Annotated in this window: 11 protein-coding genes; 3 read left to right on the top strand and 8 right to left on the bottom strand. The window is 64.1% G+C overall.

Annotation, left to right across the window (positions count from 1 at the left end; translation table 11 throughout):
• Positions 1-9: 9 nt before the first annotated feature.
• The 7 genes from cysT to cysG form a co-directional block, all read right to left on the bottom strand.
• Complete coding sequence (gene cysT, locus BM222_RS04740) at positions 10-816, bottom strand: sulfate ABC transporter permease subunit CysT (RefSeq protein WP_502690869.1); 807 nt, start codon at positions 814-816, stop codon at positions 10-12.
• A 66-nt stretch (positions 817-882) separates the two neighbouring features.
• Positions 883-1,896 (bottom strand): sulfate ABC transporter substrate-binding protein, encoded by a 1,014-nt coding sequence (locus tag BM222_RS04735; RefSeq protein ID WP_092227100.1) that lies wholly within the window; start codon positions 1,894-1,896, stop codon positions 883-885.
• A 112-nt stretch (positions 1,897-2,008) separates the two neighbouring features.
• Positions 2,009-2,734 (bottom strand): phosphoadenylyl-sulfate reductase, encoded by a 726-nt coding sequence (locus BM222_RS04730; RefSeq protein ID WP_092227099.1) that lies wholly within the window; start codon positions 2,732-2,734, stop codon positions 2,009-2,011.
• A complete protein-coding gene (locus BM222_RS04725; protein WP_092227098.1) occupies positions 2,731-3,246 on the bottom strand; it encodes a DUF934 domain-containing protein in 516 nt (171 codons plus the stop codon). The genes BM222_RS04730 and BM222_RS04725 overlap by 4 nt, the downstream gene beginning before the upstream one ends.
• Positions 3,233-4,888 carry a nitrite/sulfite reductase gene (locus tag BM222_RS04720; RefSeq protein WP_092227097.1) on the bottom strand — a complete coding sequence of 552 codons (1,656 nt, stop codon included), beginning with the start codon at positions 4,886-4,888 and terminating at the stop codon, positions 3,233-3,235. The genes BM222_RS04725 and BM222_RS04720 overlap by 14 nt, the downstream gene beginning before the upstream one ends.
• A gap of 11 nt (positions 4,889-4,899) precedes the next feature.
• A complete protein-coding gene (locus BM222_RS04715) occupies positions 4,900-5,217 on the bottom strand; it encodes a DUF2849 domain-containing protein (RefSeq protein WP_092227096.1) in 318 nt (105 codons plus the stop codon).
• On the bottom strand, positions 5,214-6,638 hold the full coding sequence (gene cysG, locus BM222_RS04710; RefSeq protein ID WP_092227095.1) for a siroheme synthase CysG: 1,425 nt from the start codon (positions 6,636-6,638) through the stop codon (positions 5,214-5,216). The genes BM222_RS04715 and cysG overlap by 4 nt, the downstream gene beginning before the upstream one ends.
• A 245-nt stretch (positions 6,639-6,883) precedes the next feature.
• Here cysG and cysD point away from each other — a divergent pair, with 245 nt between their 5' ends.
• The 3 genes from cysD to BM222_RS04695 all read left to right on the top strand — a co-directional run bounded on the left by cysD (position 6,884) and on the right by BM222_RS04695 (position 12,093).
• Positions 6,884-7,678, top strand: a complete 795-nt coding sequence (gene cysD / locus BM222_RS04705) for a sulfate adenylyltransferase subunit CysD (RefSeq protein WP_092227297.1) — start codon at positions 6,884-6,886, stop codon at positions 7,676-7,678.
• Between the two features lie 20 nt (positions 7,679-7,698).
• Positions 7,699-9,636 carry an adenylyl-sulfate kinase gene (cysC, locus tag BM222_RS04700; protein ID WP_092227094.1) on the top strand — a complete coding sequence of 646 codons (1,938 nt, stop codon included), beginning with the start codon at positions 7,699-7,701 and terminating at the stop codon, positions 9,634-9,636.
• A gap of 291 nt (positions 9,637-9,927) precedes the next feature.
• On the top strand, positions 9,928-12,093 hold the full coding sequence (locus tag BM222_RS04695) for a malate synthase G (protein ID WP_092227093.1): 2,166 nt from the start codon (positions 9,928-9,930) through the stop codon (positions 12,091-12,093).
• A gap of 61 nt (positions 12,094-12,154) precedes the next feature.
• Here the strand turns inward: BM222_RS04695 and BM222_RS04690 are convergent, their stop codons facing one another.
• Complete coding sequence (locus tag BM222_RS04690; RefSeq protein ID WP_008546817.1) at positions 12,155-12,310, bottom strand: Thivi_2564 family membrane protein; 156 nt, start codon at positions 12,308-12,310, stop codon at positions 12,155-12,157.
• Positions 12,311-12,383: the final 73 nt, after the last annotated feature.

The raw sequence follows: 12,383 nt of genomic DNA, 5'->3' as shown, positions 1-12,383 counted from the left end.
GCATCCACCTCAACGCACCGGGACCCGGTCCTGCGCCCAGCGCTGCAACCGGTTCACCGCGAAGATGATGACGAAGGAGACGACGAGCATGACGACAGCAATGGCGGTCGCATCGGCGTAGCGGAATTCGGAGAGACGGATCACGATCAGGAGCGGCGCGATCTCGGAGACGTTGGGCAGATTTCCGGCGATGAAGATCACCGACCCGTATTCGCCGACCGCGCGCGCGAAGGCGAGCGCAAGCCCCGTGAGCAGCGCCGGCGCGAGCGAGGGCAGGATCACGCGGATGATGGTCTGCCAGCGGCTGGCGCCAAGGCTGCCAGCGGCTTCCTCGATTTCGGCGTCGATATCCTGGAGCACCGGCTGCACGGTGCGGACAACGAAGGGAATCCCGATGAAGATCATGGCGACGAAGATGCCGACTGGCGTGAACGCCACCTTGATGCCGAGCGCGGCGAGCGGCGCACCCAGCCAGCCCTTCTCGGCGAACAGCGAGGTCAGCGCGACGCCAGCCACCGCCGTCGGCAATGCGAAGGGTACGTCAACGATGGCATCGAAGATTCGCCGACCGGGGAAGCGATAACGCACCAGCGCCCAGACCACGATGCTGCCCATCACGAGGTTGACGCAGGCGGCAGCAAAAGCGAGACCGAAGGAGACGCGCAACGCGTTCAGGGTGCGACGGCTGGAGACGATCGCCCAGAACTGATCAAGGCTGAGCTCGGTGGATTTCAGCAACAGCCCGGCGAGCGGAATCAGAATGATGACGGACAGCCAGGTCAGCGTCAGTCCCATCGTGAGACCGAAGCCCGGCAATGTCCGGCGTCGTGCTGCGATTGCGCCCACCAGGCCTCCTGCTAAAGCCGCTCCGACAGCGCCCGATCAGTTCTTGTAGATCTGATCGAAGATGCCGCCGTCGGCAAAATGGACTTTCTGCGCCTTGGCCCAACCACCAAAAACGTCATCGATGGTGAATAGCTCGACCTTGGCGAAGGACTTCTCATACTTCTTGGCGATCTCCGTATCGCGCGGACGGTAGAAATTGCGCGCGGCGATCTCCTGACCTTCCTTCGTGTACCAATACTGGAGATACGCATCGGCGGCGTTCCGGGAGCCCTTCTTGTCCGCGACCTTGTCGACGATGGCGACCGGCGGCTCCGCCAGGATCGACAGCGGCGGCGCCACGATCTCGAATTTCTCCGGGCCGAATTCCTTCAGCGCGAGATAGGCTTCGTTCTCCCAGGCGAGCAGCACGTCGCCGACGCCGCGCTCGACGAAGGTCACGGTGGCGCCCCGCGCGCCGGTGTCGAGCACCGGTACCTGCTGATAGAGCTTGCCGATGAACTCCCTGGCCTTGTCGGCGGAGCCGTATTTCTTCTGCGCGAAGCCCCAGGCCGCGAGATAATTCCAGCGCGCGCCGCCTGACGTCTTCGGGTTCGGCGTGATCACGGCAACGCCTGATTTGAGCAGGTCGTCCCAGTCCTTGATGCCCTTGGGATTGCCTTTGCGCACCAGGAACACGATGGTCGACGTGTAGGGCGATGAATTCTGCGGCAGCCGCTTCTGCCAGTCGGCCGCGATGAGACCTTTGCCGGCGATGGCGTCGATGTCGTAGGCGAGCGCGAGCGTCACCACGTCGGCCTGCAGGCCATCGATCACGGCGCGCGCCTGTGAGCCGCTGCCGCCATGCGACTGCTTGATCTCGACGCTCTTGCCGGTTTCCTTCTGGTAGGCGTTGGCGAACGCCTTGTTGAATTCGGCATAGAGCTCGCGCGTCGGATCGTACGACACGTTCAACAGGTTGATATCAGCGGCGAGAGCCGAGCTTACCAAAAACCCTGTAACGAGAAGTCCTGCAGCAAGCGGAGCGATACGGCGCATCATGTGCATCTCCATTCACTTCGACGACGTCGATGTCGGCGAAGGCATGCGGGCGAAACTCGTGGCGAAACGCTCTGAAGTCAACGGAAGCGGATTTTCTTGTTCGCAGGCTCGCAGCGCGGCTGTGCTACGAACCCTTCATCGTGTGAATGCCGCATTCTGTCTTGCCACGGCCGCGCCAGCGACCCGCGCGCTCGTCCTCGCCTTCGGCTGTTCTGCTCGTGCAAGGCATACACCCGACCGAGCGAAAACCGGATGCGAGAAGGGGGTGACGCGGCAATTTGGCGCGGACGAAAATCGCCTCGAGTTCCTCGCGCGAGACATTGGCGAACGGGTTGAACTTCAACCGCGCGCCATCATCCTCGACGACGGGAATATCGGCGCGCGTATTGCCCTGGAAACGCTTACGACCGTTGAGCCATGCATCGAACGGCTTCAGCGCGCGCGCCAGCGGCTCGACCTTCCGGATCCGGCAGCAGGCATCGGGATCGGAGAACCAGAGATCACGATCCGGATCCTCGCGCGTCAGCGTCTCCTCGGCGGGCTTGACCGAGCGGACGTCCTTCAGGCCCAGCGTTGCTACAAGCGTATCGCGATAAGCCAGCGTCTCCTCGAACAGCCAGCCGGTGTCGAGGAAGATCACGGGGATCGCCGGATCGACATCCGCCATCACCTTCAGCAGCGTCGCCGATTCCGTGCCGAAGGACGACACCAGCGCGAGTTTCTCACGACCGACAGTGTTCAAGGCCGCGGCGATGATTTCCGCGGGCGAAGCGTCGCGCAATGCGCGATCAAGCTCGTCCGCCGAAGGCAGCGTGGAGGCCGGCGAGACCTGGGGAAGGATGGCGTTCACGTGCCGACACCCTCGGAGTGACGCAGCTGCATGCGCCGGTGCAAGGCCGTGATACGGCCATCGCCCGTCGGCTGGTAGAACACCGAATAGCGCCTTGCGGTCTGCATGAAGGCTTCCGCGTCGGCCTGCTTCTTCACCTCGAAGGAATCGAAGCCGGCGCGCAGCATGAAAACGAACTGGTCGCGCAGGATCTGGCCCGTGGCGCGCAAGTCGCCACGATAATTGTACCTTTCGCGCAGCAATCGCGCCTGGCTGTAGGCGCGCCCATCGCGGAAGGTCGGGAACACCAGCGCGACGGTGGCGACTTTGCCGAGATAGGGCACGAGCTCGTCGATGTCGCGATTGTTCGGCCAGATCACGCCGACCTTGCCGGCACGATCGAGCAGGGCGGCGGCATTGCCGATGAAACGTTCGGCCGGCACAAGGATGTCGCCGCTCTCGGGCAGCGGCGTATCGACGGCGAGCTTGACGAAGCCGTCGTCGACGATTTTTCCCCCGTTAACGAGTGGCATAGACGCGCTCCTTGAAGGGCTCGACGCCGAGGCGCTTCACCGTGTCCATGAACAGTTCTTCGGGCCGCTCGCGCAGCGCCAGATAGGCTTCCACGATGTCCTCGATCACGTCGGCGACCTCGTCGAATTTCACGCCGGGACCGATCAGCGTTCCGAGCACAGCCCCTTCGTCGGCGCGGCCGCCGATGGTGATCTGGTAGACCTCCTCGCCGTTCTTCTCGACGCCGAGAATGCCGATATGGCCGACATGGTGATGGCCGCAGGCGTTGATGCAGCCGGAGATGTTGATGTGCAGACGGCCGATCAGATTGGCAAGCTCGTGATTGGCGAAACGCCGCGTCAGCTCCTGCGCGATCGGGATCGAGCGCGCATTCGCCAGCGAGCAATAGTCGAGACCCGGGCACGCGATGATGTCGGTGATCAGATTGACGTTCGGCGTCGCCAGCCCAAGCTTGTCGAGCGCCTTCCACAGCGCCGGCAGGTCGCGTTTGGCGACGTGCGGCAGCGCCAGGTTCTGCTCATGGCCGACGCGGATCTCACCGAACGAATACCTGTCGGCGAGATCGGCCAGCGCATCCATCTGCTCAGCCGTGGCATCGCCCGGAGGCTTGCCGATCGGCTTCAGCGAGATGGTGACGATGGAGTAACCCTGGGCCTTGTGCGGGGCGACCGAGTTCTTGCGCCATGCTTCGAAGTCGGGATCGGCGGCGGCCTGACGCAGCTCGTCAGGCATGTGCGGCAGCTTCTCGTAAGCGGGATAGGTGAAGCGCGAGCGGATGTCCTCGATCACCTCGTCGTCGATCTGGAGCGAGGAATTGCGGATGTGCTGCCATTCCTCCTCGACCTCGCGCGAGAATTTCTCGATGCCGAGCTCGTGCACCAGGATCTTGATGCGGGCCTTGTAGATGTTGTCGCGGCGGCCGTACTGATTGTAGACGCGCAGGATCGCCTCGATATAGCTGAGGATATCGCGGCCATGCACGAATTGCTTGATGGTCTTGGCGATGAACGGCGTACGGCCGAGACCGCCGCCGACCAGCACTTCGAAGCCAGTTTCGCCCTTCTCGTTCTTGATCAGCTTGAGCCCGATGTCGTGGATCTTGATCGCGGCGCGGTCATGGTCCGAAGCGGTGATCGCGATCTTGAACTTGCGCGGCAGGAACGAGAATTCCGGATGCAGCGTGGTGTGCTGGCGGATCAGCTCCGACCAGATCCGGGGATCCTCGATCTCGCCGGGCGCGACGCCGGCCCACTGGTCCGAGGTGACGTTGCGCATGTTGTTGCCGGAGGTCTGCATCGCATGGATGCCGACCTTGGCGAGATCTTCCAGCGCATCCGGCAGCTCGGCGAGCTTGATCCAGTTGAACTGGATGTTCTGCCGTGTGGTGAAATGGCCGTAGCCGCGGTCGTATTTGCGCGCGACATGGGCGAGTGCCCGCAACTGGTTCGTCGCCAGCGTCCCATAGGGAATCGCGACGCGGAACATGTAGGCGTGCAGTTGCAGATAGACGCCGTTCTGCAGGCGCAGGATCTTGAACTCGTCCTCGGTGAGCTCGCCCGAGAGGCGGCGCTTCACCTGGTCGCGGAACTCCGAGACGCGCTCGTTGACGAGCGTGCGATCGATTTCGTCGTAAGCGTACATAAGAGGTTGCCTTAAGCCTGGGCCTGCTGTCCGATGGTCACACCGGTGCGGCGGATCTGCTCGCGCAGATTGCCGGGTTCGATCTTGCCGTCCGCGCCAACCTGCACCGGAGCGATATAGGGGCCAACGGCGCCGACGTCATCAGCGACGGATTCCGCGAGCAAGGCTTTCGCTTCGTCGGAGTTGCGCACGATCGCAGCTTCCGAGAGCTCCGCGGACCAGCCCTTGGCGGCGGTGCGGTACACCACGATGCCGTCCCAGGTGCGGTTGGCGGTCACCACCGAGGGGCCGGCGATCTTGATCTTCTTCTGTTCGAGGGGGGAGGTCATTCGGCTGCATCCAATAGGTCAGAGATGATTTGCTTTGGGGATTGACGGCGAAGCGAGGCGGCATGCCGGACCACGTCGCCGATGATGAGGATGGCGGGACCGCCACTGGTCTGCCGCACGAGCTCGGGCAAGTCGCGCAGCGTGCCGATCGCGCCTCGCGCATCGGGTCGCGTGACGCGGGCGAACACGCCGACCGGCGTCTCCGGCGAACGGCCGGCGGCGAACAGGCCGGCACGAATAGCGGGCGCGGCTGTCATGCCCATGTAGACAACGACGGTCATCTTCGTGTCGGTCAGCGTCGACCAGTCGACGGCCTCTGCATCGCGCGCCTTGTGCGCGGTGAGAAAGGTGATGCGGGTGGCTTCGTGACGGTAAGTCAGGGGCACCTCGAAATCGGCGGCGCCGCCGAGCCCGGCGGTGATGCCCGGAATGATCGAATAGGCGATGCCGGCGGCGCGCAACGCCTCCACCTCTTCGCCACCGCGGCCGAACACGAAGGGATCACCGCCCTTCAGCCGCACCACGCGCTGCCCCGCTTGCGCGGCCTCGATCATGCGCTTGTTGATGGCATCCTGGCCGATGCCGGGCTTGCCGACGCGGCGGCCGACCGCAACGCGCGCGGTGTCGCGCCGGATGCGGTCGAGAATTTCCGCAGAGACCAGTTCGTCGTGGAAGACGATATCGGCATCCTGCAACGCGCGCAGCGCCTTGATGGTGAGAAGATCAGGATCGCCGGGGCCAGCGCCAACGAGCGCGACCGAGCCTTCCGGCTTGTCGGCGCGCGCGAAGGCCGACGGATCGGAGATCGCCTTGAGCGCCGTATCGGCCTCACCGTTGCGGCCGGCCAGCACGGCGGCGCCGATCGGGCCGTCGATCACGCGCTCCCAGAAGCGGCGGCGCAGCGGAAACTCGGCGATGCGCTCGTTGATGGACTTGCGGAAGCCGCCGATGAACTCGGCGAGCTCGCCGATCCGCGCGGGCAGCAGCGCCTCGATCTTCTCGCGCACGCGCCGTGCCACCACCGGCGACGTTCCGCCGGTGCCGACCGCGACCACGACATCGCCGCGATCGACGATGGCCGGAAAGATGAAGCTGGAATGGTCGAGATCGTCCATGACGTTGACGGGCAGGCCGAGCGATTTTGCGCGCGCCGACATGGCCACGCCGACATCACCAGCTCCCGCACAAACGACGGCGATGACGCCTGCAAGGTCAGCCGTGAGTGGATCGCCGGTCGCGATCTCGACACGCGCCGTGACATCGCAGCTCACGCCCAGATCCGGATCGCCATCGATCGCATGCACCCGGAGGCGCGCACCGGCGGCGGCGAGCACGCGCAGTTTGGCGCGCAAAAGCTCACCCGCGCCGATGAGGACCACCGGACCGGCCTTGAGATCGAGGAACACCGGCAAGAACCGCATTCGATACTCGCTTGCCCCACATACGGGGTTGACTGGAATTATTTTCTATATATGTGTCGTTTCGAGCGCGCAAAGAGAAAATTTTTTCTTCTCTTCTGCACCGCAACTATAGAATTTTCGCCTCCAAACGCAAAGTGGCAGAGATGCATCTTCTCAACGACAATTCCGCTGCGGACAGGCTGGACACCCCGGCTCTCGTCGAGCGCGTGAACGCGCAAGATTTTTCTGCTGATGCTGCACCCAGCATGGACCATCTCGATCAGCTTGAGGCGCAGAGCATCTACATCTTCCGCGAGGCCTTCGGCCGTCTCAAGAAGATCGCCCTGCTGTGGTCGCTCGGCAAGGACTCCAATGTCATGATTTGGCTGGCGCGCAAGGCGTTTTTCGGGCGCCTGCCATTCCCGGCCCTTCATGTCGACACCGGCAAGAAGTTTCCGGAGATGTATCGCTTTCGCGATCATTACGGGAAGGAGTGGGAGCTCGATCTGCGCGTCGAGCCCTGCCCGCCCATCGATGCCGTCGACCCCACGCTGCCCCCGGCCGCCCGTTCCGCCGCGCGCAAGACCGAAGGTCTCAAGATGGCGCTGGCGAAATACGGCTTTGACGGCCTGATTGCCGGCATTCGACGCGACGAGGAAGCCACCCGCGCCAAGGAGCGCGTGTTCTCGCCGCGCGGTCTCGAAGGCAATTGGGACGTCCGCGACCAGCCGCCGGAATTCTGGGATCATTTCAACGCATCGCCGCCGCAGGGCGCGCATTTGCGCATTCACCCGATCCTGCATTGGACCGAGGCGGACATCTGGGCCTACACCAAGCGTGAGAACATCCCGATCATCCCGCTGTATCTCGCCAAGGACGGCAAGCGCTATCGCTCGCTGGGTGATCAGGACATCACCAATCCGGTTGCTTCAACGGCATCCAACATCGACGAGATCCTGGCCGAACTCGAGCAGACCAAGGTGCCGGAGCGCGCCGGCCGTGCGCTCGACCACGAGACCGAGGATGCTTTCGAGCGCCTGCGCGTCGCCGGCTATCTCTGATTCAAGGACGCATCACGGCCATGAACATGATCGTCACCCCCTCTTCGTCCGCTACGCCCAACGGGACCACGTCGATGCCAAATGGCACGACGCGACCGCAGGTCCGCATCGTCATCGTCGGCCATGTCGACCACGGCAAGTCGACACTGGTCGGCCGCCTCCTGCACGAGACCGGCAGTCTGCCGGACGGCAAGCTGGAAATGCTGAAGGCCGTCAGCGCGCGGCGCGGCATGCCGTTCGAATGGTCGTTCCTGCTCGATGCGCTCCAGACCGAGCGCGACCAGGGCATCACCATCGACACCACGCAGATCCGCTTTCGCACCAATTCACGCGACATCGTGCTGATCGACGCGCCCGGTCACGCCGAATTCCTGCGCAACATGATCACGGGCGCTTCGCAAGCGGATGGCGCGGTGCTGATCATCGACGCCCTCGAAGGCGTGCGCGACCAGACCCGCCGTCACGGTTATCTCCTGCATCTGCTCGGCGTGAAGCAGGTCGCTGTCGTGGTCAACAAGATGGACCGCGTCGATTTCAGCGCCGATCGCTTCAAGGAGATCAGCAGCGAGATCTCCGCGCATCTCAACGGTCTCGGCGTGACGCCGACAGCGGTGATCCCGATCTCCGCGCGCGACGGCGACGGCGTTGCCGAGCGCACCGACCGCATCGGCTGGTACAAGGGACCGACCGTGGTTGAAGCGCTTGATCGGCTCGAGCCGGCGCGACCGCTGGAAGCCTTGGCGCTGCGCCTCCCGGTGCAGGCGATCTACAAGTTCGACGATCGCCGCATCATCGCCGGCCGCATCGAATCCGGCAGCCTGGTTGCCGGCGACGAGATCGTGATCATGCCGGCCGGCAAGATCGCCAAGATCAAGACGGTCGAGAGCTGGCCGGTGACGCCGGTGGCGACGCGCCAGGGCGCCGGCCGGTCGGTCGGCATCACGCTCGACCGCGAATTGTTCATCGAGCGCGGCGACATCATCGCGCACGCCAACGCTGCTCCGCGCGAGACGCGGCGGCTGCGCGCGCGCATCTTCTGGCTGCACGACAAGCCGCTCGCCAAGGGCGACCAGATCCTGGTCCGCTCGGGGCCGAAGGAGAGCCGGGCCACCGTGGTGGCCATCGAAAAGGCGGTCGATCCCGGCGAGCTCGAGAGCCGCGAGAACAAGGCGATCGGCCGTAATCATGTCGGCGAGATCGACATCTCCCTGTCCAATCCGATTGCAGCCGATCCCTATACCGAGAACCCGCGCACGGGCCGCCTCGTGATCGAGGTGTCCGGGCGCATCGCCGGCGGCGGGCTGGTGCTGTCCGTCGATGCCGGGCAGCGCGCCGTGCCGGTCGACATCGTGCCGGTAGAATCCGCACTCCGTCCCGACGAACGCTCCGCGCGCTATCAGCACAACGGCGCGGTCGTCTGGCTCACCGGCCTGCCGGCCTCCGGCAAGTCGACGCTGGCGAAGGCACTGGAGCGGCGTCTGTTCACCAATGGCGGCTCGCCGATCCTGCTCGACGGCGACACGCTGCGGGCCGGGCTCAACAGCGATCTCGGTTTCTCGGCCGCCGATCGCAGTGAGAACATCCGCCGTCTGGCCGAGGTCGCGATGCACCTGGCGCGGAACGGCCATATCGCCATCGTCGCCGCCGTCTCGCCCGGCCGCGAAGACCGCGCCACCGCGCGCCGCATCGCCGACACTGCGTTCCGCGAGATCCATGTCGCGACGCCGGCCAGGATCTGCGAGGAGCGCGACCCCAAGGGCCATTACAAGAAAGCTCGCGCGGGTGCGCTTGCGTCGTTCACCGGCATCGGCAACGACTACGAGGTGCCGGAAGCGGCCGAGCTCGTGATCGATACGTCGAGACGGACAGTCGCCGAAGCGGCGGATGAGATCGAACAGATGCTGAAGACAACAGGCGTACTGTTCGACGAAGTCGTGGACCTCGCCGCGAATATTTGAGGCGACTGCTATTTCCCGCTGTGGTCGCCCGGCTTGACCGGGCGACTCGGTATTCCAGAGACAGCCTTGGGATACGGAGAAGCCGCAGCGTACTGGATTCCCCGCTTTCGCGGGGAATGACACCGGCGCGCGCCGCGCCCACGGTTTGACATTTTGACAACCCGCCGGGGGTCTTCTCACCGCCCCGATTTTGGGGCTAATAGGTCCCGAAAGCCGCCCCTCGCGGGCGCATTTTGCTGCTGGCCGGTCAAAAGCAGCCAAAAACAGCCATTTCCAACGAGAAAGACCATCATGAAACGCGTTGACGCCCACGGATTGAAGATCGCCCCGGTCCTTTTCGATTTCATCGCCAAGGAAGGCGCCCCGAAAACCGGGATCGCGCCGGATGCGTTCTGGGCCGGGGTGGCGGGCCTCATCGGGGAGTTGGGGCCGAAGAACCGGTCGCTGCTCGCTGTCCGTGATCAGCTGCAGGCCAAGATCGACGACTGGCATCGCGCCAACAAGGGCATGGCGTTCGACCTCGAGGCCTATACCGCCTTCCTGAAGGAGATCGGCTATCTGGTCCCGGAGCCGGCGACGCAGAAGGTCGAGACCGCCAATGTGGATGAGGAGATCAGCAAGATCTGCGGCCCGCAGCTCGTCGTGCCGCTCACCAATGCACGTTATGCGCTGAACGCGGCAAATGCGCGCTGGGGCTCGCTCTACGACGCCTTCTACGGCACCGACGCAATCCCGCATGACCCATCCGAGGGCGGCAAGGGCTACAAGAAGGCCCGCGGCGACAAGGTGATCGCGAAAGCCAAAGCGTTCCTCGACGCCGCCGTGCCGCTGGCGACCGGCAGCCACACCGACGTCACCGCCTATAGCGTCGTCGCGGGCCAGCTCGCCGTGAAGCTGAAGAGCGGCAACGCCACCGCGCTGAAGAGCGCCGCGCAATTCGCCGGTTTCCAGGGCGATGCGGGCGCGCCGAGCGCCGTGCTGCTCGTCAACAACGGCTTGCATGTCGAAGTGAAGATCGACCGCAGCAGCGCGATCGGAAAGGACGACCCGGCCGGCGTCGCCGACATGATCATGGAATCAGCCGTGTCGACGATCCTCGACATGGAAGACTCGGTCGCCGCTGTCGATGCCGAGGACAAGGTGCTGGTCTATCGCAATACGCTCGGCCTGATGAACGGCACGCTGTCGGCCGACTTCGAAAAAGGCGGCAAGACGCTGACGCGTTCGCTCAACGCCGACCGCAGCTACAAGACGCCTGACGGCAAGGGTGAAGTGAAGCTGCACGGCCGCAGCCTGCTCTTGATGCGCAATTGCGGTCACCACATGTTCACCGACGCGGTGCTCGACGAGAAGGGTGAGGAGGTGCCGGAAGGGCTACTCGACGCCGCCGTTTCCGGCCTGCTCGCGATCCACGACCTCAAAGGCAACTCCAAGGTCAAGAACAGCCGCACCGGCTCGGCCTATATCGTCAAGCCGAAGATGCACGGCCCGGACGAGGTCTCGTTCACCTGCGAGATCTTCGACCGCGTCGAGAAGATGCTGGGCTTGCCAGAGAACACGCTCAAGGTCGGCATCATGGACGAGGAGCGGCGCACCACCGTCAACCTCAAGGCCTGCATCCAGCGCGCCTCGAAGCGCATCATGTTCATCAACACCGGCTTCCTCGACCGCACCGGTGACGAGATCCACACCTCGATGGAAGCGGGTCCGATGATCCGCAAGAACGAGATGAAGGCGCAGGCCTGGATCAAGGCCTATGAGGACTGGAACGTCGACATGGGCCTGATCGATGGCCTTCCCGGCCATGCCCAGATCGGCAAGGGCATGTGGGCCGCCCCCGACAAGATGGCCGACATGCTCCAGCAGAAGCTCAGCCATCCGCAGGCCGGCGCCACTACCGCCTGGGTGCCCTCGCCGACCGCGGCGACGCTGCACGCGCTGCACTACCACCAGGTCAACGTCATCGCACGCCAGCAGGAGCTGACCAAAGGCGGGCCGCGCGCCAAGCTCTCGGACATTCTCACCATTCCGGTGTCGAAGTCGAATTGGGCGCCCGATGACGTCAAGCAGGAGATCGACAACAACTGCCAGGGCATTCTGGGCTACGTCGTGCGCTGGATCGACCAGGGCGTCGGCTGCTCCAAGGTGCCTGACATTCACGATGTCGGCCTGATGGAAGACCGCGCGACGTTGCGCATCTCCAGTCAGCACCTCGCCAACTGGCTGCATCAGGGCGTCATCACCGAGGCGCAGGTGATGGAATCGCTCAAGCGCATGGCTGTCGTGGTCGACAAGCAGAACGCCGGCGATCCGATCTACAAGCCGATGGCGCCCGCCTTCGACGGCGTCGCCTTCAAGGCCGCCTGCGACCTCGTCTTCAAAGGCCGCGAGCAGCCGAACGGCTACACCGAATACATCCTCACCGCGCGCCGCCGCGAGGCGAAAGCGGCGGGCTGAGGCCCCTGTTCGACATCAAAAGCCCCGGCTCACGCCGGGGCTTTTTTGTTGGCCATCGTAGCTAGAACACCGCGAGATATTTCAGCAAGGACACGATGCCGATGATGATGACGATGACGCGCGCGATCTGCTTGGCGCGGCCGTCCATCGGCAGCATGTTAATGAGATAAAGAACGAGAATGACGACCAGGAATGTGACGAGGACGCCGACCAGCATTGCAAGCCCCCTTCAGGCCAGTTGTTAACGTGGCTTAACGTCGAGGCGGCGCATCGGGTTCCATATTTGAAAC

Origin of the sequence: Bradyrhizobium sp. Gha (assembly GCF_900113735.1) — a bacterium.
In the GTDB taxonomy this organism is placed as follows: Bacteria; Pseudomonadota; Alphaproteobacteria; order Rhizobiales; family Xanthobacteraceae; genus Bradyrhizobium.
The sequence above is the reverse complement of the archived record's forward strand: the minus strand, read 5'-3'. Positions and strand labels throughout refer to the sequence as shown.

Excerpts from the sequence above, each read along its gene's own strand:
- BM222_RS04690 (WP_008546817.1), bottom strand. The coding sequence starts at position 12,310 with ATGCTGGTCGGCGTCCTCGTCACATTCCTGGTCGTCATTCTCGTTCTT.
- BM222_RS04695 (WP_092227093.1), top strand. The coding sequence starts at position 9,928 with ATGAAACGCGTTGACGCCCACGGATTGAAGATCGCCCCGGTCCTTTTC.
- cysG (WP_092227095.1), bottom strand. The coding sequence starts at position 6,638 with ATGCGGTTCTTGCCGGTGTTCCTCGATCTCAAGGCCGGTCCGGTGGTC.
- BM222_RS04725 (WP_092227098.1), bottom strand. The coding sequence starts at position 3,246 with ATGCCACTCGTTAACGGGGGAAAAATCGTCGACGACGGCTTCGTCAAG.
- cysC (WP_092227094.1), top strand. The coding sequence starts at position 7,699 with ATGAACATGATCGTCACCCCCTCTTCGTCCGCTACGCCCAACGGGACC.
- BM222_RS04715 (WP_092227096.1), bottom strand. The coding sequence starts at position 5,217 with ATGACCTCCCCCCTCGAACAGAAGAAGATCAAGATCGCCGGCCCCTCG.
- BM222_RS04720 (WP_092227097.1), bottom strand. The coding sequence starts at position 4,888 with ATGTACGCTTACGACGAAATCGATCGCACGCTCGTCAACGAGCGCGTC.
- BM222_RS04735 (WP_092227100.1), bottom strand. The coding sequence starts at position 1,896 with ATGGAGATGCACATGATGCGCCGTATCGCTCCGCTTGCTGCAGGACTT.
- cysD (WP_092227297.1), top strand. The coding sequence starts at position 6,884 with ATGGACCATCTCGATCAGCTTGAGGCGCAGAGCATCTACATCTTCCGC.